This window comes from Ruegeria sp. BF8 (assembly GCF_056538625.1).
In genome coordinates, this window is the sequence record NZ_JBQFTL010000001.1 from 32,854 (window position 1) to 55,266 (window position 22,413).

Below are 22,413 nucleotides of genomic sequence, written 5' to 3' on the forward strand. Positions count from 1 at the left end.
GCTTGCGGGAAATGGGCTGGCGCGGCGTCGCATCGGTCAAATCCTTTGGGTGTACAGATCAGTAAACTGTGCTGATAAGGTGTACAGATCGGTTAATGTTTTCAACCCTTGGGTCAAAAAAAGTTTTTCGTTCTGGCCTTCGTCATGGAAAATAAGACCTAAAAACAGTGTCTACATCGGTGTGAATTGCGCCTGCGCGGCAAAGGCATTATGTACTGATCTGTACATGAGGGAGCCGAATCATGCGTCCGAACAAACGGGACGAGCTGGTCCGCAAAGCACTGCAGGTGTTTTACCGCGACGGGTTTCACGCCACCGGAATGGACCGGCTGGTGGTCGAAACCGGCGTGTCCAAGACCTCGATGTACAAGCATTTCCGCACCAAGGAGGAGCTGATCCTGGCGGTGCTGCGACTGCGGGACGAGAATTTCCGCAACTGGTTCGTGCGCCGGATCGAGGAGCTGGCCGACACCCCCGCCGATCAATTGCTGGCCGCGTTCGATGCGCTGGGCGAATGGTTCCGCGAGGACAATTTCCGCGGCTGCATGTTCATCAAGGCGGGGGCCGAATACCAGGATCCCGACCACCCGATCCATGTGCAGGCGGGCGAGCACAAGCGCCTGCTGCTGGAATATTTCACCGACCTGTGTCGCAAGGCTGGCGCGCGGGACCCGGACAAGCTGGCCTGCCAGCTGCTGCTGCTGAAAGAGGGCGCGATCGTCACCGCCGTGCTGCTTCGCAACGGCGATCCCGCGCGCGACGCCAAGGAGGCGGCTGTCGTCTTGCTGAAAAACGCGCTGGCTTGACCCATGAAAACCCGCTTTAGTCCCTGAAGCAGGTAAAAGGGGGGTATATGCAGCAGGCTTCGGATTTTCTGGAAGAATGTCAGGTTCTTGATGACGCACTGACGGGGCTGGGTGCCGCGGACTGGCAGATCGTGACCCAGTTCAAAGACTGGACGATCGACGACGTGTTGGTGCACCTGCATTTCTGGAACCAAATGGCCGACCTGTCACAACGCGACCCGGATGCGTTCCAAGCCCGGGTGCAGCAGGTGATGCCGCGTATCCAGGCCGAGGGATTTCGCGCGACGGAAAACGCTGCAATCACCGAACGAGGACATGATCTGCGCGCCGCATGGTCTGATCTATGCAGCCGAATTGGCCGCGACTGGTCGGGGCTGGACCCCAAGTCGCGGGTCAAATGGGTGGGGCCGGACATGTCGGTGCGGTCCTCGATGACCGCCCGGCAGATGGAGACCTGGGCGCATGGGCAGGAGGTATTCGACATTCTTGGCCTGACCCGGCCCGAGACCGACCGGATCCGCAACATCGTCGTGCTGGGGGTGAACACCTTTGGCTGGACCTACACGGTACATGGCCGCCCGGTACCTCCGGTGGCTCCCCATCTGCGCCTGATCGCGCCGTCGGGGGCGCTGTGGGAATTCGGCGCGCCCGGCGCCGACCTGATCGAAGGGCCTGCTGTCGATTTTGCCCGCGTAGTGACCCAGACCCGAAACGTGGCGGACACTGGCCTGTCGGTGCAGGGGCCGGTCGCGCAGGAGTGGATGGCCATCGCCCAGTGTTTCGCCGGCGCCCCGGAAACGCCGCCGCCGCCCGGTGCCCGGCACCGCGTAGGGCATTGACGCCAAAGGACGTTGCGTAGCAGCGCAAACCGACGCGGCGTCACCCGGATTGGCGGAATCGGCGACGAAAGCTACCTTTTTCGCCAACAGAATTCCGGAGAACCAATCATGTCGCTTTTTACCTCGACCGCTTCCTGGGTCACTGACGAACACCGCATGTTTGCCGAAATGGCCGGGCGGTTCATGGATGATGAACTTGTGCCCAACATCGAAGCCTGGGCCGAGCAGGGCGTCGTCGATCGCGACTTCTGGCGGAAGGCCGGGGAAACCGGGCTGATGGCCGGGGCCATCCCCGAGGAATTCGGCGGCGTCGGCGGCGGCATGGGTTTTGATGCGGTCACGATCTATCAGCAGACCTCGCGCGGGGATGCGGGCTGGGGCTATGGCATCCAGTCGATCGTGATCCATTACATCACCGCCTATGGCAGCGAGGACCAAAAGAAGAAATGGCTGCCCAAGCTGGCCTCGGGCGAGATGGTCGGCGCGCTAGCCATGACCGAACCGGGCACAGGCTCGGACGTTCAGGCGATCCGTACCACCGCCGAGAAGGATGGCAATTCCTACCGGATGAACGGGTCCAAGATCTTCATCACCAATGGCCAGACCGCCGACCTGATCATCGTGGCCGCCAAGACCGACAAGTCGCTGGGTTCCAAGGGCGTGTCGCTGATCGCGGTCGAGACCGAGGGGGCCGAGGGCTTCCGCCGGGGACGCAACCTCAAGAAGCTGGGCATGAAGGCCAATGACACGGCCGAGCTGTTCTTCGAGGACGTCAAGGTGCCGATGACCAACCTGCTAGGCTCCGAGGAGGGGCAAGGCTTCTATCAGCTGATGAAGCAACTGCCGTGGGAACGTCTGACCATCGGCATCATGGCGCTGGGCGCGATCGACTTCGCCATCGCTGAAACGGTGAAATACACCCAAGAGCGCAAGGCGTTCGGCCAACGAGTGATGGACTTCCAGAACACCCGCTTCAAGCTGGCGGAATGCAAGACCAAGGCCGAGGTGCTGCGCAGCTTCGTCAATGACTGCATCGGCAAGCTGGAGGCCGGTCAGCTGGACGCGGCCACCGCCTCGATGGTGAAATACTGGGGCTCCGAGGTGCAAAACGAGATCATGCATGAATGTCTGCAGCTGTTCGGCGGCTATGGCTTCATGATGGAATACCCGATCGCGCGGCTTTACGCGGATGCGCGGGTGCAGATGATCTATGGTGGCACCAACGAGGTGATGAAGGAACTCATCGCCCGCTCGATCGACGTCTGACCGGGCGCTCCCGCCCGTCGTCAACGGCCCTTGCGGGCCGCCTCCTCCGGTTGGGCCCGGCCGCGCCCGAGCGATGCTCGGCCGCGGCGGAGGCGGATCGGCTAAGGCAGCTGCCCCTGCAGCCATGCGCGGAACGAGACAAGAGGGGCCGGTTCCGTGCGATTTTGCGGCCAGACAAGATAGTAGTCGCCCAGGCTGACCGGCGGAGCTGCACAGGCCGGAACCAACCGGCCGGCCTCGAGCTCGGCTGAAATCAGGTAGCTGGGCAGCAGTGCTACGCCCAACCCATGGATCGTAGCCTGGATCATGGTCGAGAACTGGTCGAACAGCATGCCTCGGACGCCCTCGACAGGGGTGCTTTGCGCGGCGAACCAGCGTTCCCACGCATCGGGCCGGGTATCCAGATGCAGCAGTGGTGCGTCGACCAGCGATTCAGCGTTCGGGGCTTCGGCTGGCAGCAGGGCTGGCGCGCAGACCGGCAGAACCTCTTCGCACATGATCGGCAGATAGTTCACCCCGGCCCAGTCGCGCTGGCCGAAGTGGATGGCTGCGTCGAAGGGTTCGGTGCCGAAGTCGAATGGCTTGAGCCGTGTGCTGAGGTTCATCGTCACTTCGGGGTGGCGTTGCGCGAAATCCTGAAGCCGTGGCGCCAGCCAGTGCATACCGAAGGCGGGCAGGATCGACAGTTGCAAAGAACCGCCGGAAGGGTTGGCCTTCAGCTTCAGTGAGGCCTGCGCCAGTTGCTGCAGCGCCGTTCGGGCAGTTTCCACGTATTCCTTGCCAGCGGGTGTGAGTTGCAGGCGCATTCGGTCGCGTTGGATCAGTGCGACGCCCAGCTGTTCTTCGACGGCCTTCAACTGGCGACTGACCGCGCTTTGGGTCAGCGAGAGCTCATCGGCAGCTGCCGAGGCGCTGCCCAGGCGGTCGACGGCTTCGAGCGCCAACAGGGAAGAAATAGACGGCAGAAATCGACGCGGCGCCAGCATATGATTTTTCCTCATGGCTTGTGGAGGGAATATCACTGGTGGATCCTTCAATCCAATAGCAAAAAGGCGCGGCGGTAGAAAAGTGCAGCGGGGCGATTATGACCATTCAGAACAGTTCGAGCGGATTTCGGCGGGCAGGGAGACTCGACGGGATCGAGTTGTCCGAGATCGTCCAAATTTCGGAACGGGCCGCGCTGTTGCGTGCGCAGGGTGTGGACGTGATCGCGCTCAGCACCGGCGAGCCCGACTTTCCCACGCCGCCGCACGTGGTCGAGGCCGCCCACAAGGCGGCGCTGGAAGGGCAGACCCGATACCCCGCCACCGCCGGAACGCCGGCCCTGCGTGCCGCTATCGCAGAACAGGCCGGGGTCGAGCCGGCGCAGGTCGTCGTCTCGACCGGGGCCAAGCAGGTGCTGGCCGGCGCGTTCCTCGCGTCGCTCGATCCGGGCGATGAGGTCATCACCACCGCGCCTTTCTGGACCAGCTATGCAGACATGGTGAAACTGGCGGGCGGCGTGCCGGTCGTGCTGGATTGTCCGCGCGAACAGGGCTTCAAGCTGACCCCAGAACAGCTGGAGAGGGCGATCACCCCGCGTACCCGCTGGCTGCTGTTGAACACACCGTCGAACCCGACCGGGGCGGTTTACTCTGAGGCCGAATTGCAGGCGCTGGGCGCTGTGTTGGAACAGCACCCGCAGGTCTGGGTAACCTCGGACGAGATCTATCAGCACCTCGCCTATGTGCCCTTCACGCCCTTTACCCAGGCGGTTCCGGCGCTGGCCGACCGCACGCTGACGGTGAATGGCGTGTCCAAGGCCTATTCGATGACCGGCTGGCGCATCGGCTGGGGGATCGGCCCCGCGCCGCTGATCAAGGCGATGGCGGCGGCGCAGGGGCAGATCACCTCGGGTGCCTGTTCCATCGCGCAGGCGGCAGCACTGGCCGCGCTGACCGGCCCGCAGGATCTGTTGGCCGAACGCCGCGAGGCGATGCGTGCGCGCCGCGATCTGGTCGTGGATGGCCTGAAGGCCGCCGGTTTGGACTGCCCAGTGCCCTGCGGCGCCTTCTACGTCTTTCCGCAGACGCCTGCCGCGATGCCGTCGGACCCCGAGTTCTGCCGTCATCTGCTGGATCAGGCGGGCATCGCGGTGGTGCCGGGGCGGGCCTTCGGCATGCCGGGGCATTTTCGGCTTTCCTTTGCCTATGACCCCGATAGCCTGACCCAAGGCCTGCGCCGGATTGCCGACGCCACGGCCAAACTCTGACCTGACCGGGGAACCCAGATGGATCGCGCCCAGATCGTTCACGAAAACTTCCTGACCCGCGTTGCCAACCGCGACCTGCCCGCGGGCGCGCCGCCGCGCCCGGGCCTGACTGCGCCCGAGGTGGTCTCGCTGTTCCGCTCTCAGGTCCTCAGCCGCGCGCTGGACCGCACCAGCCGGGCGATGCAGAAGGCGGGGCAGGGGTTCTACACCATCGGCTCGTCGGGGCACGAAGGCATGGCCGCCGTGGCCCATGCCCTGCGCCCGACCGACATCGCCTTTCTGCACTATCGCGACGCCGCCTTTCAGATCGCCCGGGCCGAGCAGGTGCCCGGCCAGCAGATCGCCTGGGACATGCTGCTGAGTTTCGCCTGTTCCAAGGAGGACCCGACCTCGGGCGGGCGGCACAAGGTGCTGGGCTCCAAGGCGCTGATGATCCCGCCGCAGACCTCGACCATCGCCAGCCACCTGCCCAAGGCGGTGGGGGCGGCCTATAGCCTGGGTGCGGCGCGGCGGCATGACCCCGAACACCGGCAACTGCCCGAGGACGGCATCGCGATGTGCTCCTTTGGCGACGCTTCGGCCAACCACTCCACCGCGCAGGGGGCGATCAACACCGCCGGCTGGACCAGCGTGCAGTCGATCCCGCTGCCGCTGCTCTTTGTCTGCGAGGACAACGGCATCGGCATCTCGGTCAAGACGCCCAAGGGCTGGATTCAGGCTTCGATGGAGTATCGTCCGGGCATCAGGTATTTCCAGGCCAACGGGTTGGACATCTATGAAACCTTCGCGGTGGCGCAGCAAGCGGCCGAATACGTCCGCACCCGGCGCAAGCCGGCCTTCCTGCACCTGAAAACCGTGCGGCTGTATGGCCATGCGGGGGCGGATGTGCCCACCACCTATCTCAGCCGCGCCGAGGTCGAGGCCGACGAGGCCAACGACCCGCTGCTGCATTCGGTGCGCCTGCTGGATCAGGCCGGGGCGCTGTCGCCCGAACAGGCGCTGAATATCTATGAACAGACCTGCGCCCGCACCGACCGCATCGCGGCGCAGGCTGCCACCCGCCCACATCTGGCCACCGCCGCCGAGGTCGCGGCCAGCCTCATCCCGCCCAAGCGCCCCTGCAAACCTACCAACGGCCCCAGCGCCGAGGCCCGCGCCGCCGCCTTCGGCAGCGACCTGCGCGCGATGGACGACCCGCAGCCGATGGCGCGCCTGATCAACTGGGCGCTGACCGACCTGATGCTGGAACATGGCGAGATCGTCTGCATGGGCGAGGACGTGGGCCGCAAGGGCGGCGTCTATGGCGTGACGCAGAAGCTGCAGGTGCGTTTCGGCCCCGACCGGGTGATCGACACGCTGCTGGACGAACAGTCCATCCTTGGCCTTGCCATCGGCATGGCCCACAACGGCTTTGTCCCGATCCCCGAGATCCAGTTCCTCGCCTATCTGCACAATGCCGAGGACCAGATCCGGGGCGAGGCCGCCACGCTGCCCTTCTTCTCGAACGGGCAGTTCACCAACCCGATGGTCGTGCGGATCGCGGGGCTGGGCTACCAGAAAGGCTTTGGCGGGCATTTCCACAACGACAACTCGCTGGCGGTGCTGCGCGACATTCCGGGCGTCATCATCGCCTGCCCCTCGACCGGGGCGGACGCGGCGCGGATGCTGCGCGAATGCGTGCGCCGTGCGCGCGAGGAGCAGCGGGTTGTGGTGTTCCTGGAACCCATCGCGCTCTACCCGATGCGCGACCTGCACGAAGGGCAGGACAGCGCGTGGATGACCCGCTATCCCGCGCCCAGCGAATGCATCGCGCTGGGCGAGGTGGGCGTGCATGGCGAAGGCACCGATCTGGCGATCGTGACTTACGGCAACGGCCATTACCTGTCGAAACAGGCGCTGCCCGAACTGGCAGCGGCGGGCCTCAAGACCCGCATCATCGACATGCGCTGGCTGGCGCCGCTGCCGGAACAGGCGCTGCTGGAGGCCACCAAGGGCTGCAAACACGTCCTGATCGTCGATGAATGCCGCCGCACCGGCAGCCAGTCCGAGGCCCTGATGACGCTCTTTGCCGAACAGACCGACCTGCCCACCGCCCGCGTGGTGGCCGAGGATTGCTTCATCGCCACCGGCCCCGCCTATGCCGCGCCGCTGCCCTCGAAGGATGGCATCGTGGCCGCCGCCCTGACCCTGACCGGAGCCAAGAAATGACCCGCACCGCCGTCGTGATCTGCCCCGGCCGGGGCACCTACAACAAGCCCGAGCTTGGCTATCTGCACCGCCACCACGCAGACCGCATGGAGTTGTTCCGCGAATTCGACGCCATCCGCGCCGAGACGGGCCAGGAGGCGGTGACCGCACTGGACGGCGCGTCGCGATTCTCGGTCAGCAAGTATTCCCGCGGCGACGTGGCCTCGCCGCTGATCTACGCCGCGGTGCTGGCCGATGCGCAGGCGCTGGCCGAGGATATCGAGGTGGTGGCCGTCACTGGCAACTCGATGGGCTGGTATATCGCGCTGGCCGCTGCTGGCGCGCTGTCGCCGGAAAACGGGTTCCGGGTGGTCAACACCATGGGCGCGCTGATGCAGACCCACCTGATCGGCGGGCAGCTGGTCTATCCCTTCACCGGTGACGACTGGCGCGACGACCCGGCCCGAAAGGCCGAGCTCTTGGCCGAGGTGGCGCGCATCGACTCTCTGCCGGAACATGACCTCGCCCTGTCGATCGACCTGGGCGGGATGCTGGTTCTGGCCGGCAATGAGGCCGGGCTCAAGGCGTTCGAGGCCGCGCAGCCCTTGGTGCAGCAACGGTTCCCGATGCGGCTGGCCAATCACGCGGCCTTTCACACGCGCCTGCAGGCCCCCGTGGCGCAGGAGGGTCGCCGCCAACTGCCCGCCACGCTGTTCACCCAGCCCGACCTGCCGATGATCGACGGGCGCGGCAAGATCTGGTGGCCCGGCGCCACCGACACGGGCGCGCTGTGGGATTATACGCTGGGCCATCAGGTGACCGAGCCTTACGATTTCACCCGCGCGGTGCAGACCGCCGCCCGCGAATTCGCACCCGACCTGTTCATCGTCACCGGCCCTGGCGCGACATTAGGCGGCGCGGTGGCGCAATCGCTGGTGCTGGCCAACTGGCGCGGCATGTCCGACAAAGAGAGCTTTCAGGCCCTGCAGGCACAGGACCCGTTCCTGATCGCTTTGGGGCGCGAGGATCAAAGACCCCTTGCCATCGGCTGAGCCCTCGGGAAATCTGCGCGCGCATTCAAGGACATCCCGCCATGACCACCGATCCGGAAACCAGCCTGTGGACCAAGACCAGCCGCGAGCGGGTGGACGCTCCGCCCCTGACCGGGTCCGCCACGGTGGACCTTGCCGTGATCGGCGGCGGCTACACGGGCTGTTCGGCGGCGCTGCACGCGGCGCAGGCGGGGGCTTCGGTCTGTCTGCTTGAGGCGCACCAGATCGGCCATGGCGGGTCGGGCCGCAATGTCGGGCTGGCCAATGCCGGGCTGTGGCTGCCCCCGGCCGAGATCCGCGCCCATCTGGGCCACGAGGCCGGCGACCGGCTGATCACCCTGCTGGCGCAGGCCCCGGCCGAAGTGTTCCGCCTGATCCGTGACCACGCCATCGATTGCGAGCCGGTGCAGGCCGGAACCCTGCACCTGGCCCATTCGCCCAAGGGCCTGCGCGACCTCCAAACCCGCCGCCAACAGTTGTCAGCCGACGGCGCGCCGGTCGAACTGCTGTCGGCGCAGGAAACCGCCCGCCGCACCGGCAGCGAGGCCTTTCACGGCGCCATCTTCGACCCGCGCGCCGGGACGATCCAGCCTCTGGCCTATGTGCAGGGCCTCGCCCGCGCCGCGCGGCAGGCCGGGGCCGCGATCCACGCCAACAGCCCGGTGCAGACCCTGCGCCATGATGGCGATGTCTGGCATCTGGACACACCGCTGGGTTCTGTGCGCGCCAAGGCGCTGATCCAAGCCACCAACGCCTATCACGCGGGGCTGCCCGACACCCGACAGGCCTATGTACCGGTTTACTACTTCCAATACGCCACCGACCCGCTGCCCGAGGACATCTGCGCCACCCTGCTGCCGGGGGGCGAGGGCTGTTGGGATACCGGGCTGATCATGACCTCGTTCCGCATGGATCAGGCCGGGCGGCTGGTGATCGGGGCGATGGGCGATCTGGGCCACGCGGGCAGTTTCGCCCATCGCGGCTGGATCACGCGCAAACTGGCGCAGATCTTCCCCGCTCTGGCCGATCAGCCGCTGAAGGACGGCTGGCATGGGCGCATCGCCATGACCTCGGACCATATCCCGAAACTGGTGCAGATCGGGCCGAACGCGCTGTCGGCGCATGGCTATTCCGGGCGCGGGATCGGGCCGGGCACGGTGTTCGGCCGCATGATGGCCGACAGCCTGCTGTCGGGCGACCCCGCCCGCCTGCCGCTGCCGCCGGTGCCTGCGCACAGCGAAAGCTGGAAAGGCCTGCGCCGCGCCTTTTTTGAGACCGGCGCGGCGCTGACCCATCTGATCAAGGCAAGGGTCTGACTGATCAGACCGCGCGGGTGATCCCGCCATCCACCCGGATGTTTTGCCCGGTGATGTAGCCGCCGCCTTCGGAGGCCAAGAACGCGATGACCGAGGCGATCTCGTCATAGCTGCGCCCATAGCGGCCCATGGGGATCCTGGCCTTGAACTCCTCTTTTTCGGGCAGGCTGTCGATGAAGCCGGGCAGGACGTTGTTCATGCGGATGTTCTCGGCGGCATATCTGTCGGCGAACAGCTTGGTGAACGCCGCCAGCCCCGCCCGGAACACGCCCGAGGTCGGAAATACCGGGTCCGGCTCAAACGCCGCGAAGGTCGAGATGTTGATGATCGCCCCGCCGCCCTGCGCCTGCATGATCGGCGTCACCAGCCTTGTGGGGCGCACCGCGTTCAGGAAATAGACCTCCATTCCCTGATGCCAGTCCTCATCGGTCAGCTCCAGCACCGGCGCGCGCGGGCCATGCCCGGCCGAGTTTACCAGCACGTCGATCCGCCCCCAATGGGCCATCGCCGCATCGACCAGCCTCTGCAGGTCGTCATTCGACTGGTTCGAACCGGTCACACCCACGCCGCCCAGCTCGGCGGCCAGCGCCTCGCCCTTGCCGGACGAGGACAGGATGCCCACCTTGAACCCGTCCGCCGCCAGACGCCGCGCCGCATCCGCGCCCATGCCGCTGCCGCCGGCGGTGATCAGAGCCACTTTTTCCGTCATCTTCGTTCTCCGTTTCCATCTGTCGCCAAGATGAAGCGCAGCCGGCCGTTTGACCAATCAGTTCTTCTGACCTATGACTGTAGAAAATCTACTGTGATGACGCCATGGCTGCCCTTCCTCCGCTTAACGCCCTACGCGCCTTCGAGGCGTCGGCGCGTCACCTGAACTTCAGGCTGGCGGCGCAGGAACTGGGTGTCACCCAAGGGGCGGTGGCGCAGCAGGTCCGCGGCCTCGAGGCGCGGTTGGGTACCCAGTTGTTCGACCGTCTGCCGCGCGGCCTGCGCCTGACCGAGGCCGGACGGCGGTTCCACGCGCCCCTGCGCCGCGCCTTCCGACTGATCGAAGAGGCGGTCGATGACCTGTCCGGCCAGCGTCAGATCACCCTGTCGGTCACACCCAGCTTTGCTTCGAAATGGCTGGTGCCTCGGCTGGGCGATTTCACCGCGCGCAACCCGGATGTCTCGGTGCAGGTCGATGCGCGCGAGCGGCTGGCCGATTTCCAGACGGACGGGGTGGACATCGCGGTGCGGCAGGGCCGCGCGCCATTTGGCGACGGTCTGGTGGCCGAGCCGCTGTTCCCCACCGAATTCGTCGTCGTCGGCAGCCCTGACCTGGCCGCGCAAGTGACATCGGCGCAGGACCTGCTGGCGCATGTAATGCTGAGCGATTCACACGGCCTGTGGCCCCTGTTTCTGGAACGCGCCGGCGTTCAGGGGCGCCCGAGGACGATGAATTTCAGCCAGACCAGCCTGGCCATCGACGCCGCCGTGGCCGGGCAGGGCTTTGCGCTGGCCAATGCGCCACTGGTCGCGGCTGAGCTGACGGCGCGACGGTTGGTGCAACCGCTGGCGCAGGTGCTGCTGGATGATCTGGGGTTCCATATCGTCACCCCGCGCAAGCCGCGGCAGCCGGATCTGGTGGCGCTGATGCGCGACTGGCTGCGGGCTCAGGCCTGAAGCGTGGCGGCAATCGCCGCGATACGCCCCCGCAGCCAGCGATGGGCGGGATCGTTGGCGAACCGCTGGTGCCAGACCATGTAGATCGACACCGGCTGACAATCGAAGGGCAGGGGCGCACAGTCCAGTGCCGCCAAAGGCCCCTGTTTCATCAGCGCCGTGTCGGTCGAGATCAGGTCGCTGCCCTTCACGAAGGTCGGGATCGCGTTGAAATGCGGCAGGGTCACGGTGGGCGGGCGGATCTGGCTTTGATCCACGCCGCGCATCACCGCCCGCGCGTTGCGCCCATCGGGAAACCGCACCTCGACATGGTCCGAGGTGCAATAGGCGGCCCAGTCGGCGGGCGGGTCGCGCCGTTCGGCGTCGTAGAACACCATCAGGGGGCTGCTCACCAGCAGTTTCTGAAAGATGTCAGGGCCGTCCGGCGGCAGCGGGGTCAGCATCAGCTGGCACCGGTCGCTGCGCAGCAGTTCAGGGTCGGGCACGCCCGAGGGCATGAACCCCAGCCGCAGCCGCACCCCATCGGCCCGCGCCCTGCGCAGCAACTGCGGAAAGATCAGCTCGCGCGGCATGTCGTTGGTGGCGATCTGGACGGTGATCTCTTCTGACAGCGGGTCAAAGGGCCGCTCATCGGTCAGGGCGCGCATCCCGTCCAGCACCCTCTGCACCGGGTCTTTCAGCGCCAGCGCTCGCTCGGTTGCGCGCAGCCCCTGGCCCGACCGCACGAACAGCGGGTCGCCCAGCACCTGCCGCAGCTTGGCCAACGTGTGGCTGATGGCCGATTGCGTGACACCCAGCCGGTCGGCGGCCTTGGACACCGAGTTTTCCTCGAGGATCGTCAGGAAGGTGCGCAGGACCTTGCCGTCCAGATCCGTGAAATCAATTTTCTTCATACCGTTTATGATCCGCCATGAATGGTGTTGCTGTTCATGCCGCGCTAGGGGAAGCTTGGCAACAGGAGGCACGCGATGGGGATCCGCTTTTTCTCGGACAAGAACCGACCCGTTCACATGGGTCCTTATCCGCTTGAGCGGCTGCGGCGACAGGATGCGCTGCCCGATCTGTCGGCGCTGGCGCCCATGCCGGTGCTGAGTTTCGACCGCCCCGAAAAGCCCCACAGCATCGTCAACGCAATGGGCGAGTTTCAGGCGATGCTGGACACCATCCGCGATGGTTTCGTCAATCCGGCCCGGGCCGAGATGCCTCACGATCCGGCTGAACGCGCCAACCACCTGAAGGCATTCGGCTATTTCAACGATGCATCGATGATGGGCTGCGGGCCTCTGCCGCCGCAGGCGCTGCTGGACCAGCCCCGGCGCAACCCTGATATCGACCGGTTGGCCCATGCGCTGCAGACCCGGCAGACGAAGACCCTGGCCTCGGGGATCGACGTGATCATGGCCGACCTGCGCGACAGCGTCGCGGCCCAGCCGGGGCCGATCACCGCCCATCGCCATGCCATCGTGTTCCTGTACGAACATCATCGCGACCCCGATCCGGCCGAGCCCGGCGCCGAGTGGATCCTGGATGCGCAGGACCACCGCGCCTGCCTGCTGGCCACAGAAAACGCGGTGGTGATCGCCAATTACATCCGGCTTTTGGGGTATGACGCGCGGGCGCATTCGGTGATGTCCTCGGACGTGGACCTGCCGCGCCTTGCCGCCGCAGCCGGGCTGGTCTGGGCCGAGGATGGCACCGCCGTGGCCCCTTGGCTGGGGCGCCGGTTCGGGCTGGCCGCCGTGACCACCGAGATGGAAATCGCCCATGATCGACCGCTGGCCCCGCGCGACCGGCAGCCGTGGTTCCGCACCCAAGGCCCCGCGTGGTGGCTGGGCGCGGGTTTTGCCAAAAGCGCGCTGAACCGCGACCCTTTCGCCCGCCGCCGCTATGTCGATGGCGCGCACCCGTTCGAGACGCTCAAACGCGTGGACAGCCCGACCACCTATATCGACGAAGCGAACGTGGCCCGCGTGCCCAAACGCGCCGACATGTTTGCGCGGGCGCAGTTCGGCGACATGGGCAAACCGCTGCAGGACGCGGCGAAGGGCGGGCACTACGTCCGAAAATCCGCGCCCAGCTTTGCCCAACGGCGCGCGCTGGGGGCCTTCGTCCTGCTGCAGGATGGCGACAGCGCCGATGGCCCCAAACCCAATGACGCAGATCGCAACGCCTCCAACCTGAAGGCGGCCAGCTATTTCCTGGGCGTCGATGCCGTGGGCCTCTGCCGCTGCCCCGAATGGGCGTGGTATTCCCACGACGCTACCGGCGAGGAAATCGTGCCGCCCCACGATCAGGCCGTTAGCATGATCATCGACCAGGGTTATGAGACGATGGAGGGCGCATCCGGCGATGACTGGATCAGCGTCGCCCAGTCGATGCGCGCCTATCTGCGGTTCTCGCTGCTGGGTGGGGTATTGGCCCGTCAGATCCGCAATCTGGGCTACAAGGCCAAGGCGCATACGGTGATGGATGGCGAAGTGCTGCAGCCGCCGCTGCTGTTGCTGTCGGGGCTGGGCGAGGTCAGCCGCATCGGCGAGGTCATTCTGAACCCGTTCCTGGGCCCGCGCCTGAAATCGGGTGTGGTGACCACCGACATGCCCATGACCCACGACAAGCCCATCGACTTTGGCCTGCAGCGGTTCTGCGAAAGCTGCAACAAATGTGCTCGCGAATGCCCCTCGGGGGCGATCACCGCCGGGCCCAAGCTGATGTTCAACGGCTACGAGATCTGGAAATCCGACAGCCAGAAATGCGCCACCTACCGGATCACCACGCCCGGCGGGGCGATGTGCGGGCGCTGCATGAAGACCTGCCCCTGGAACCTGGAAGGGCTGTTCGCCGAACGCCCCTTCCGCTGGGCTGCGATGACCATTCCCGCCGCTGCGCCCGCGCTGGCGAAACTGGACGATGCGCTGGGCAATGGCGGGCTGAACGACACCAAGAAATGGTGGTGGGATCTGGAACTGCAGCCCGACGGCGCCTATCGGCCCACAGCGCACCCGCTGAACCGGCGCGATCTGCAAAAGGATCTTGACCTGAAATACGAGGATCAGACGCTGGCCGTCTATCCCGCCCCCATTGCGCCGCATCCCTGGCCCTATCCCTTTGCGATGGACCGCGAAGCCGGGATTGCCGCCTATCAGGCGATGGTCACCGCCGAGGAGTACAAGGCGCGTCTGGCCGCCGGAGACCTGTCGGTGGTTCATCGCTACACGATCTCCGGCGACGCCCCGGTCATGCGGGTCGAGGTGACCAAGGTCGAGAAGATGACGCCGGATGTCAGCAAATACGAATTCTCGGCCCCGGACGGTGCGCCCTTGCCGGATTGGACGGCCGGCGCGCATCTGGACGTGTTGGTGGCGCCGGAATTTCTGCGGCAATACTCGATGTCCGGGGACCCGGCCGACCGCATGACCTATCAGATCGGGGTCCTGCGCGAGGATCAGGGCCGCGGCGGATCGGCCCTGCTGCACCGGATCTTCACGCCGGGCCGCAAGGTGTTCGTGTCAAAGCCGATCAATCATTTCCAACTGGACGAGACCGCCTCCCGCACTCTGCTGATGGGCGGCGGCATCGGCATCACCCCGATGATCGCCTTCGCGCATCGCCTGAACGCGCTGGGCCGCGATTTCGATCTGCATTATTCCGTCCCCTCACGGGAAAAGGCCGGGTATCTGGCCGATCTGGCCGCCGCGCCCTGGGCGGATCGCGTGCATCTGCATGTCTCGGACGAGGGCACCCGCGCCGACCTAGACACGATCCTGGCGGGCTATCGCGACGGCTGGCATGTCTATACCTGCGGCCCGGACCGCTACATGGAGGCGGTGATGCAGGCTGCCGAATGTCAGGGCTGGCCCGAGGAGGCCCGGCATCTGGAGTATTTCTCGGTGCCCGAGCAGCCCGATTTTGAAAACCACCCGTTCACCTTGCGGCTGGCACGGTCAGGGCGTGACCTCGAGGTGCCCGTCGACAAAGACGCGGCGCAGGTGCTGAACGAGGCCGGCATCCATGTCGACGTGAAATGCGCCGACGGCATCTGCGGCGTCTGCAAATGCGGGCTGATTGCGGGCGAGGTCGAGCATCGCGATTTCGTCCTGTCGCGCAATCAGCGGGAATCGGCACTGATTCTGTGCCAGAGCCGCGCGGCCGAGCCGGGCGGGGTGGTCGAGATCGACCTCTGACCCCGGTCGGAAAGCGACATTTTCAGGCGAAAAAATAGGTCGCGCGGGCCATGGACGCCGCCGCGCGGCTGCTCTAACGTCGCCCCAAACCCAGTGAACCCTGACCAACAGGCGCGAGGTACAATCATGCAATATCACCGCCCCGCCAGCTTTGCCGAAGCTTCGGATCTGGCTGCCCATGCTACGGGCATCACGCGGTTTCTGGCCGGCGGCACCGACGTTCTGGTGCAACTGCGGTCCGAGATCGTGACCCCCGACACCCTGATCGACATCAAGGCCATCGACGGGGTGCGCGACATCACCCGCCACGCCGACGGCAGCTGGACGCTGGGCGTGGCCGTCACCGGCGCCGAGATGAGCGAACATCCCCAACTGGGCCGCGAGTGGCCCGGTGTGGTCGAGGCGATGGACCTGATCGGTTCGACCCAGGTTCAGGGCCGTGCCACGCTGACGGGCAACTTGTGCAACGGCTCGCCCGCAGCCGACTCGGTTCCGGCCATGGTGGCCGCAGGGGTTACGGCGACGGTGACCGGCCCCGCGGGCGATCGGGTCGTGGCGGTCGAGGACATCCCGACCGGCCCCGGCAAGACCTCGCTGGCGCAGGGCGAACTGATCTCGGCTCTGCACATCCCGGCGCGGGGCGCGAGTGGCGGCGACGCCTATCTGCGCTTCATTCCGCGCACCGAGATGGACATCGCCGTGGTCGGCGTGGGCGTGAACCTGCGCGTCGATGGTGACACGATCACCGAGGCCCGCGTTGCGCTGGGGGCCGTGGCGCCCACCGTCCTGCTGGTCGAAGACTGCACCCGGGCGCTGATCGGCACCACGCTGGACGATGCCGCGCTGGCGGCGCTGGCCGCCGCCGCCTCGGCGGCCTGCAAACCCATCGACGATAAGCGCGGCACGATCGAATTTCGAACCGAAGTGGCCGGCGTTCTGGCAAAACGCGCCGCGAAAATCGCCTATGCCCGCGCCAAGGGAGAGACCGCATGACCAAGCATCACGTCACCACCACCGTCAACGGCGACACGGTCGAATACCTGTGCGACGCGCGCGAAACCCTACTGGACTGTCTGCGCGACAAGCTGAACCTGACCGGCGCCAAGGAAGGCTGCGGCACCGGCGATTGCGGCGCCTGCTCGGTCACGCTGGACGGGCGGCTCGTCTGTTCCTGCCTGGTGCTGGGGGTTGAGGCCGAGGGCAAGCAGATCGAAACCATCGAAGGCATGGCCCGGGACGAAACCCTGCACCCCTTGCAGCGCAAGTTCATCGACCATGCCGCGCTGCAATGCGGGGTCTGCACACCGGGCGTTCTGGTCGCCGCCAAGGCGCTGCTGGAAAAGAACCCCGACCCGACCGAGGAAGAGGCCCGCTATTGGCTGGCCGGCAACCTGTGCCGCTGCACGGGTTATGACAAGATCATCCGCGCCGTTCTGGAGACGGCCGCCGAGCTGCGGGAGGCTTCGTAATGGCACTCGACGATCGCAAGTCGCGTTTCACCTTCGTGGGCACCCGCCCGAACCGTCCCGACGGGTTGGACAAGGTCACCGGCCGCGCCCGGTTCGGGGCTGACGTGACCGCGCCGGGCATGCTGTTCGGCGCCATCCTGCGCTCGCCCTACGCCCATGCGCGGATCGTCCGGATCGACACCTCGAAGGCCGAGGCGCATCGGGACGTGAAAGCCGTGGTCACCCGCGCCGATTTCGCCGATGTCCCGTTCAAGCCCGGGCTCGAGGGCGAGTTCTGGAACGTTCTGGAAAACGTCATGGCCGGGGAAAAGGCGCTCTATGACGGGCACGCGGTGGCGGCGGTTGCGGCCAGCTCGGCGCTGGCGGCGCGGGATGCGCTCAAGCTGATCGAGGTCGAATACGAGGTGCTGCCTCATGTCACCGACGTGGACAAGGCGATGGCGCCCGACGCTCCGGTGATCCGCGAGGGCGCGGCCGACTATTCGGTGCCCGAGGGGATGCACCCCAACGTCGTGCGCTATCACGAAAGCGGGCATGGCGATGTCGAGGCGGGTTTTGCCGAGGCCGATCTGGTGATCGAGGATCACTTCGTCACCGAGGCCACCCACCAGGGCTATATCGAACCGCACGCCTGCCTTGCCTCGCTGGGCGCTGACGGCAAGGGCGAGCTATGGTGCTGCACCCAGGGCCACTGGATCGTGCAGAAAACCTGCGCGGCATTGCTGGGGATCGAAACCGCGCAGCTGCGCGTGACCGCATCGGAAATCGGCGGCGGGTTCGGCGGCAAGACCACCGTGTTCATCGAACCGGTGGCGCTGGCGCTGTCGCGCAAGGCCAACCGTCCGGTCAAGATCGTGATGTCCCGGTCCGAGGTTCTGCGGGCCACTGGGCCGACGGCCTCGGCCTCGATGGACGTCAAGATCGGCATGAAGAAAGACGGCACCATCACCGCCGCCCAGGGCGTGTTCCGCCTGCAAGGCGGTGCCTTTCCGGGTGCGCCGGGCGACATGACCGCGATGTGCGCCTTTGCGCCCTACAACCTGACCAATGTGCGGCAGGTGGGGTATGACGTCATGTCCAACCGCCCGAAACAGGCCGCCTATCGGGCGCCCGGCGCGCCGATGGGGGCGTTTGCGGTAGAATCGGTCATCGACGAACTGTGCAAGAAACTGGTCCTCGACCCGATCGAGGTTCGCCTGAAGAACGCCGCGCGCGAGGGCACCAAGGCCAGCTATGGCCCCACCTATGACCGGATCGGCCTGGTCGAGACGCTCGAGGCCGCCAAGGGCCACCCGCATTATTCCGCGCCGCTGAAGCCGGGGCAGGGGCGGGGCGTCGCCTGCGGGTTCTGGTTCAACCACGGGGGCGAGACCTCGGTGTCGCTGGCCCTGTCCGAGGACGGCTCGGCGCAGCTGATGGTCGGCACGCCCGATATCGGCGGCTCGCGCGCGTCGATGGCGCTGATGGCGGCCGAGGTGCTGGGCATCCCGTACGAGAACATCCGCGTGACCATCGCCGACACCGCCACGCTGGGCTACAACGACGTCAGCCACGGCTCGCGCGTGACCTATGCCAGCGGTCTGGCCACGATCAAGGCGGCGCAGCACGCGGTCGAGAAACTGTGCGAACGCGCGGCGGCCAAATGGGGCATCCCCGTGGACGCGGTGAAATGGGAAAACGGCTGCGTGGTGCCGTCCGGCCCCAACGCGGGCGATTTCGACCCGCTGCCGCTGGCCGAGATCACCGCCGACATGGGGCGCACAGGTGGGCCGATCTCGGGCCATTTCGAGGCGACCCCCGAAGGCGCCGGCGTGTCCTTCGGCACCCATATCGTCGATGCCGAGGTCGATCCCGAAACCGGCAAGACCTCGATCACCCGCTACACGGTCATCCAGGACGCAGGCAAGGCGATCCACCCGGCTTATGTCGAGGGCCAGTTCCAGGGCGGCGCGGCGCAGGGCATCGGCTGGGCGCTGAACGAGGAATACATCTACGGCGAGGATGGCCGGCTGCAGAATCCGGTGTTCCTCGACTACCGTATCCCTGTGGCCAGCGACCTGCCGATGATCGACACGGTGATCGTCGAGGTGCCCAACCCGGGCCACCCGTTCGGCGTGCGTGGCGTGGGTGAAACCGGCATCGTGCCGCCATTGGCAGCCATCGCGAACGCGGTCTCGAACGCGGCGGGCGTGCGGATGCGACAACTGCCGATGTCGCCGCCGCGCATTCTGGCCGCCCTCAAGGGCAATGGTTGAGGTCCATCTCTGGTCCGGTCTCCGGTCGCTGACCGGGGGCCAGGAAGTGGTGCAGGTTCAGGCTGCGACAACCGGCGAGCTGCTGCGCGAACTGGTGCGCCTTCATCCGCAACTGCAGGCGCCGATCGACGCGGGCGTGTCCGTTGCCGTCAATGGCCGGATCATTGCAGCGGGTCTGTCCGAACCCATTCCCGAAGGTGCCGAAGTCTATCTGATGCAGAGGTTGCGGGGCGGGTAGCCCCGTGAAATCGGCGGGGGAGGACCGGAAGCCCCGGTCTTGAATTCGGCGCTTCGGCCTCACCCCTGGTCCCACCGAAGTACCCCCTCGTTAAAAAAACACCATCAAACGGATCGGCAGGATTGATCCGCTATGTATTGCAATATTGGCATTAGTATTGCGGGAAGGTGTCAGATGTGTGTGATTTCCGGCCATGCGTGGTTGACGTAGGGGAAGTTGCGCCTGCAAAGATATCGAGGCGTCGTGCAGCGGAATCCGGGTAAAAACTGGAAGATGGTGCTGCTGGAGAGAATTGAACTCTCGACCTCTCCCTTACCAAGGGAGTGCTCTACCTCTGAGCTACAGCAGCGCTGTGGGCGGGTGATTAGACTCAAACGAAACGGGGCGCAAGGGTCTCTGGACGGTTTTTTTCGCCTCCTGTAGAGAAAGATCATGGCAGAGAAAAAATCACCCAAAAAACACGGACAATCCGGATCCGCGCGCGAAGATCGGCTCAAGGCTGCCCTCAAGGCAAACCTGGCGCGGCGCAAGGCGCAGGCCAAGGCGCGCAGCGCACAGGATGACCGGCCGGGACAGCACAAGGACTAAGAGCAGATGGATTCGATTCTGGTAACGGGCAACGGGCCGCTTCACGGCCAAATTCCGATCGCGGGGGCCAAGAATGCCTGTCTGACGCTGATGCCGGCCACGTTGCTCAGCGAAGATCCGCTGACGCTGACCAACGCGCCGCGTCTGAGTGACATCAAGACTATGACCGCGCTGCTGCAGTCGCTGGGGGCCGAGGTGTCGGACCTGCAGGACGGGCAGGTTCTGGCGATGTCCAGCCATGATCTGACCAGTCACACGGCCGATTACGAGATCGTGCGCAAAATGCGGGCCTCGAACCTTGTTCTGGGGCCGCTATTGGCGCGTTTCGGGCAGGCCGTGGTTTCGCTGCCGGGCGGCTGTGCCATCGGGGCGCGGCCGATGGACCTGCATGTCGAGGGGCTGGAAGCACTGGGTGCCGAAATCGAGTTGAAGGACGGCTACCTGCACGCCAAGGCGCCAGGTGGATTGAAGGGCGCGGTGCATGAAATGCGCTTTGCCTCAGTGGGTGCCACCGAGAACATCGTCATGGCCGCGACGCTGGCCAAGGGCACCACGGTTCTGAAAAACGCCGCACGCGAGCCCGAGATCGTGGATCTGGTTCAATGCCTGCGCAGCATGGGCGCGCAGATTGACGGCGAGGGCACCTCGACCATTGAGATCCAGGGTGTCGACCGCCTGCACGGGGCCACGCACCAGGTGGTCACCGATCGGATCGAGCTGGGTACCTACATGCTGGCCCCCGCCGTTTGCGGCGGTGAGGTCGAACTGCTGGGCGGCCGCCTGTCACTGGTCGAATCCTTCGTCGAGAAGCTGACGGCCGCCGGGGTGGATGTCGCCGAGACGAAAAAGGGTCTGAAGGTCTCTCGCAAGAATGGCCGGGTGCGCGCCGTGGACGTGGTGACCGAGCCGTTCCCGGGCTTTCCTACCGATCTGCAGGCGCAAATGATGGCGCTGATGTGCACGGCCGAGGGAACCTCGGTGCTGGAGGAGCGGATTTTCGAGAACCGCTTCATGCACGCCCCTGAACTGGTGCGCATGGGCGCGCAGATCGAGGTGCATGGCGGCACCGCGACGGTGACCGGGGTCGAGCGTCTTAAGGGTGCGCCAGTCATGGCCACCGATCTGCGGGCCTCGGTCTCGCTGATCCTGGCCGGGTTGGCGGCCGAGGGCGAAACAACCGTCAGCCGGGTCTATCATCTGGACCGCGGATATGAGCATGTGGTCCGCAAGCTGGAAGGCGTGGGCGCGAAAATAGAACGGATCAAGGGCTGATGGCAGACGCAACATTCGAAGACGGGCGCGAGGCGCCGCTGAACCTTGGCGCATTGGATGCCGAGGACCTCAAGGTGATCGCAACGCTGACGCAGGATGCGGTTTTTCCGGTCAGCGAAATGACCTGGCAACCAACCCGCCGCCGCTTTGCCTTGCTGCTCAACCGGTTCCGGTGGGAGGACAAGGAAGCAGCCGAGCGCCGTGGTCGGGAATTCGAGCGGGTGCAGTCGCTGCTGGTATTCGACTCGGTCCTGTCGGTGTCCAGCCAAGGGGTTAATCGATCCGACAAGGACCTGATCCTCTCGGTTCTTGATATCGAGTTCCACCCTTCGGATGATGGCACGGGCGAGGTGCTGCTTGTGCTGGCCGGGGATGGCGCGATCCGACTGACGGTGGAAGCGGTTGATGCAACGCTCAAGGATGTGACGCGCCCCTATCGTGCGCCTTCGGGCAAGGCGCCTCGGCACCCGGACTGACATGCAGAACAAGCGTGGCATTTCGCAGGCGCTGTCTCCGGGGCAGGCCGGCGTGTCGCTGCGCCGGGCCACCGTGTTCGACGTGTTCGGGTTGAGTCAGGTTCTGGTACGCTCCGTCACCTGGCTGTGTGAGGCCGACCACGGAAATCAACCAGACAAGATCGCGGCATGGACAGCCAACAAGGACCCGCAGTCCGTTCGCAACTGGATCATCTCCAGCACCCAGATCTGGCTGGCCGAGCGGAACGGAAATGTGGCCGCCGTCGGTGGGCTGCGCGCACCGGCCGAGATTTCGCTGCTTTATGTCGATCCGGGCCACGCAGGGCAGGGGGTCGGTGCCGCGTTGCTGTCCCGGCTCGAGGCCGAACTGGCCACATCAGGGGCCCCCGTGGCCCATTTAATGTCCACCCGGACCGCGTTGGGCTTCTATCGCCGGTATGGCTGGGTCGCTGCAGGGGAGCCCGCGGACTGGAACGGTATGCCCCAATTCCCCCTGCGCAAATCGCTGCACCCCCCGGGCTGAGGGTTGAGGCCCGCCCCGGCGGGCGATAA

20 protein-coding genes and 1 tRNA gene are annotated in these 22,413 nt (G+C 65.8%); 17 read left to right on the forward strand and 4 right to left on the reverse strand.

The window, feature by feature from the left end:
* The first annotated feature begins 242 nt into the window (after window positions 1–242).
* From ACR0LD_RS00170 to ACR0LD_RS00180, 3 genes are all read left to right on the forward strand, one after another.
* Window positions 243–806, forward strand: coding sequence for a TetR/AcrR family transcriptional regulator (locus tag ACR0LD_RS00170; protein WP_170442315.1), 564 nt, complete (start codon window positions 243–245; stop codon window positions 804–806).
* 47 nt (window positions 807–853) lie between these two features.
* Window positions 854–1,645 carry a TIGR03084 family metal-binding protein gene (locus tag ACR0LD_RS00175; protein WP_480635166.1) on the forward strand — a complete coding sequence of 264 codons (792 nt, stop codon included), beginning with the start codon at window positions 854–856 and terminating at the stop codon, window positions 1,643–1,645.
* A gap of 108 nt (window positions 1,646–1,753) precedes the next feature.
* Entirely contained in the window at window positions 1,754–2,911 is a 1,158-nt protein-coding gene (locus tag ACR0LD_RS00180; protein WP_480635168.1) for an acyl-CoA dehydrogenase family protein, read from the forward strand.
* 101 nt (window positions 2,912–3,012) lie between these two features.
* Here ACR0LD_RS00180 and ACR0LD_RS00185 read toward each other — a convergent pair whose 3' ends face one another.
* The gene (locus tag ACR0LD_RS00185; protein ID WP_480635170.1) at window positions 3,013–3,897 is read right to left on the reverse strand and encodes a LysR substrate-binding domain-containing protein; all 885 of its coding nucleotides are present in this window, start codon (window positions 3,895–3,897) and stop codon (window positions 3,013–3,015) included.
* A gap of 98 nt (window positions 3,898–3,995) precedes the next feature.
* Here ACR0LD_RS00185 and ACR0LD_RS00190 point away from each other — a divergent pair, with 98 nt between their 5' ends.
* Genes ACR0LD_RS00190 through ACR0LD_RS00205 form a run of 4 tightly spaced genes read left to right on the forward strand, consistent with a single transcriptional unit; the run spans window position 3,996 to window position 9,717 of the window.
* Window positions 3,996–5,162, forward strand: coding sequence for a pyridoxal phosphate-dependent aminotransferase (locus ACR0LD_RS00190; RefSeq protein ID WP_480635172.1), 1,167 nt, complete (start codon window positions 3,996–3,998; stop codon window positions 5,160–5,162).
* Window positions 5,163–5,180: 18 nt separating this feature from the next.
* Window positions 5,181–7,370, forward strand: coding sequence for a dehydrogenase E1 component subunit alpha/beta (locus ACR0LD_RS00195; RefSeq protein ID WP_480635174.1), 2,190 nt, complete (start codon window positions 5,181–5,183; stop codon window positions 7,368–7,370).
* Window positions 7,367–8,401: an ACP S-malonyltransferase gene (locus tag ACR0LD_RS00200; protein ID WP_480635176.1), complete on the forward strand. Its 1,035-nt coding sequence runs from the start codon at window positions 7,367–7,369 to the stop codon at window positions 8,399–8,401. Before ACR0LD_RS00195 ends, ACR0LD_RS00200 begins: the two co-directional genes overlap by 4 nt.
* 41 nt (window positions 8,402–8,442) lie before the next feature.
* A complete protein-coding gene (locus ACR0LD_RS00205; RefSeq protein ID WP_480635178.1) occupies window positions 8,443–9,717 on the forward strand; it encodes an NAD(P)/FAD-dependent oxidoreductase in 1,275 nt (424 codons plus the stop codon).
* Between the two features lie 4 nt (window positions 9,718–9,721).
* Here the strand turns inward: ACR0LD_RS00205 and ACR0LD_RS00210 are convergent, their stop codons facing one another.
* Entirely contained in the window at window positions 9,722–10,426 is a 705-nt protein-coding gene (locus ACR0LD_RS00210) for an SDR family oxidoreductase (RefSeq protein ID WP_480635180.1), read from the reverse strand.
* A gap of 104 nt (window positions 10,427–10,530) precedes the next feature.
* Here ACR0LD_RS00210 and ACR0LD_RS00215 point away from each other — a divergent pair, with 104 nt between their 5' ends.
* Window positions 10,531–11,382: a LysR substrate-binding domain-containing protein gene (locus ACR0LD_RS00215; RefSeq protein ID WP_480635182.1), complete on the forward strand. Its 852-nt coding sequence runs from the start codon at window positions 10,531–10,533 to the stop codon at window positions 11,380–11,382.
* Here ACR0LD_RS00215 and ACR0LD_RS00220 read toward each other — a convergent pair.
* A complete protein-coding gene (locus ACR0LD_RS00220; RefSeq protein ID WP_480635184.1) occupies window positions 11,373–12,275 on the reverse strand; it encodes a LysR family transcriptional regulator in 903 nt (300 codons plus the stop codon). The genes ACR0LD_RS00215 and ACR0LD_RS00220 overlap by 10 nt on opposite strands.
* 75 nt (window positions 12,276–12,350) lie before the next feature.
* On the opposite strand from ACR0LD_RS00220, the gene ACR0LD_RS00225 reads away from it, so the two are divergent.
* The 5 genes from ACR0LD_RS00225 to ACR0LD_RS00245 all read left to right on the forward strand — a co-directional run bounded on the left by ACR0LD_RS00225 (window position 12,351) and on the right by ACR0LD_RS00245 (window position 19,525).
* Window positions 12,351–15,563: a reductive dehalogenase gene (locus ACR0LD_RS00225; RefSeq protein WP_480635186.1), complete on the forward strand. Its 3,213-nt coding sequence runs from the start codon at window positions 12,351–12,353 to the stop codon at window positions 15,561–15,563.
* A 126-nt stretch (window positions 15,564–15,689) separates the two neighbouring features.
* Window positions 15,690–16,556 carry an FAD binding domain-containing protein gene (locus ACR0LD_RS00230; protein ID WP_170453053.1) on the forward strand — a complete coding sequence of 289 codons (867 nt, stop codon included), beginning with the start codon at window positions 15,690–15,692 and terminating at the stop codon, window positions 16,554–16,556.
* Window positions 16,553–17,032, forward strand: coding sequence for a (2Fe-2S)-binding protein (locus ACR0LD_RS00235; RefSeq protein ID WP_170366720.1), 480 nt, complete (start codon window positions 16,553–16,555; stop codon window positions 17,030–17,032). The genes ACR0LD_RS00230 and ACR0LD_RS00235 overlap by 4 nt, the downstream gene beginning before the upstream one ends.
* Complete coding sequence (locus ACR0LD_RS00240) at window positions 17,032–19,287, forward strand: xanthine dehydrogenase family protein molybdopterin-binding subunit (RefSeq protein ID WP_480635188.1); 2,256 nt, start codon at window positions 17,032–17,034, stop codon at window positions 19,285–19,287. Before ACR0LD_RS00235 ends, ACR0LD_RS00240 begins: the two co-directional genes overlap by 1 nt.
* Window positions 19,280–19,525, forward strand: coding sequence for a MoaD/ThiS family protein (locus ACR0LD_RS00245; protein ID WP_040633350.1), 246 nt, complete (start codon window positions 19,280–19,282; stop codon window positions 19,523–19,525). The genes ACR0LD_RS00240 and ACR0LD_RS00245 overlap by 8 nt, the downstream gene beginning before the upstream one ends.
* Before the next feature lie 274 nt (window positions 19,526–19,799).
* Here the strand turns inward: ACR0LD_RS00245 and ACR0LD_RS00250 are convergent.
* Window positions 19,800–19,874, reverse strand: a tRNA-Thr gene (locus ACR0LD_RS00250).
* Between the two features lie 83 nt (window positions 19,875–19,957).
* Here ACR0LD_RS00250 and ACR0LD_RS00255 point away from each other — a divergent pair.
* The 4 genes from ACR0LD_RS00255 to ACR0LD_RS00270 are packed head-to-tail and all read left to right on the forward strand — an operon-like array spanning window position 19,958 to window position 22,384.
* Window positions 19,958–20,113 carry a hypothetical protein gene (locus tag ACR0LD_RS00255; protein ID WP_170337448.1) on the forward strand — a complete coding sequence of 52 codons (156 nt, stop codon included), beginning with the start codon at window positions 19,958–19,960 and terminating at the stop codon, window positions 20,111–20,113.
* A 6-nt stretch (window positions 20,114–20,119) separates the two neighbouring features.
* Window positions 20,120–21,385, forward strand: a complete 1,266-nt coding sequence (gene murA / locus ACR0LD_RS00260; RefSeq protein WP_480635191.1) for a UDP-N-acetylglucosamine 1-carboxyvinyltransferase — start codon at window positions 20,120–20,122, stop codon at window positions 21,383–21,385.
* Window positions 21,385–21,861, forward strand: coding sequence for a DUF2948 family protein (locus tag ACR0LD_RS00265; protein ID WP_170362799.1), 477 nt, complete (start codon window positions 21,385–21,387; stop codon window positions 21,859–21,861). The genes murA and ACR0LD_RS00265 overlap by 1 nt, the downstream gene beginning before the upstream one ends.
* Before the next feature lies 1 nt (window position 21,862).
* The gene (locus ACR0LD_RS00270) at window positions 21,863–22,384 is read left to right on the forward strand and encodes a GNAT family N-acetyltransferase (protein WP_480635193.1); all 522 of its coding nucleotides are present in this window, start codon (window positions 21,863–21,865) and stop codon (window positions 22,382–22,384) included.
* The last annotated feature ends 29 nt before the right edge of the window (window positions 22,385–22,413 follow it).

Bases quoted from the DNA above. Each gene is read 5' to 3' on its own strand.
- ACR0LD_RS00170 (WP_170442315.1), top strand. From the start codon at position 243: ATGCGTCCGAACAAACGGGACGAGCTGGTCCGCAAAGCACTGCAGGTG.
- ACR0LD_RS00175 (WP_480635166.1), top strand. From the start codon at position 854: ATGCAGCAGGCTTCGGATTTTCTGGAAGAATGTCAGGTTCTTGATGAC.
- ACR0LD_RS00180 (WP_480635168.1), top strand. From the start codon at position 1,754: ATGTCGCTTTTTACCTCGACCGCTTCCTGGGTCACTGACGAACACCGC.
- ACR0LD_RS00185 (WP_480635170.1), bottom strand. From the start codon at position 3,897: ATGCTGGCGCCGCGTCGATTTCTGCCGTCTATTTCTTCCCTGTTGGCG.
- ACR0LD_RS00190 (WP_480635172.1), top strand. From the start codon at position 3,996: ATGACCATTCAGAACAGTTCGAGCGGATTTCGGCGGGCAGGGAGACTC.
- ACR0LD_RS00195 (WP_480635174.1), top strand. From the start codon at position 5,181: ATGGATCGCGCCCAGATCGTTCACGAAAACTTCCTGACCCGCGTTGCC.
- ACR0LD_RS00200 (WP_480635176.1), top strand. From the start codon at position 7,367: ATGACCCGCACCGCCGTCGTGATCTGCCCCGGCCGGGGCACCTACAAC.
- ACR0LD_RS00205 (WP_480635178.1), top strand. From the start codon at position 8,443: ATGACCACCGATCCGGAAACCAGCCTGTGGACCAAGACCAGCCGCGAG.
- ACR0LD_RS00210 (WP_480635180.1), bottom strand. From the start codon at position 10,426: ATGACGGAAAAAGTGGCTCTGATCACCGCCGGCGGCAGCGGCATGGGC.
- ACR0LD_RS00215 (WP_480635182.1), top strand. From the start codon at position 10,531: ATGGCTGCCCTTCCTCCGCTTAACGCCCTACGCGCCTTCGAGGCGTCG.
- ACR0LD_RS00220 (WP_480635184.1), bottom strand. From the start codon at position 12,275: ATGAAGAAAATTGATTTCACGGATCTGGACGGCAAGGTCCTGCGCACC.
- ACR0LD_RS00225 (WP_480635186.1), top strand. From the start codon at position 12,351: ATGGGGATCCGCTTTTTCTCGGACAAGAACCGACCCGTTCACATGGGT.
- ACR0LD_RS00230 (WP_170453053.1), top strand. From the start codon at position 15,690: ATGCAATATCACCGCCCCGCCAGCTTTGCCGAAGCTTCGGATCTGGCT.
- ACR0LD_RS00235 (WP_170366720.1), top strand. From the start codon at position 16,553: ATGACCAAGCATCACGTCACCACCACCGTCAACGGCGACACGGTCGAA.
- ACR0LD_RS00240 (WP_480635188.1), top strand. From the start codon at position 17,032: ATGGCACTCGACGATCGCAAGTCGCGTTTCACCTTCGTGGGCACCCGC.
- ACR0LD_RS00245 (WP_040633350.1), top strand. From the start codon at position 19,280: ATGGTTGAGGTCCATCTCTGGTCCGGTCTCCGGTCGCTGACCGGGGGC.
- ACR0LD_RS00255 (WP_170337448.1), top strand. From the start codon at position 19,958: ATGGCAGAGAAAAAATCACCCAAAAAACACGGACAATCCGGATCCGCG.
- murA (WP_480635191.1), top strand. From the start codon at position 20,120: ATGGATTCGATTCTGGTAACGGGCAACGGGCCGCTTCACGGCCAAATT.
- ACR0LD_RS00265 (WP_170362799.1), top strand. From the start codon at position 21,385: ATGGCAGACGCAACATTCGAAGACGGGCGCGAGGCGCCGCTGAACCTT.
- ACR0LD_RS00270 (WP_480635193.1), top strand. From the start codon at position 21,863: ATGCAGAACAAGCGTGGCATTTCGCAGGCGCTGTCTCCGGGGCAGGCC.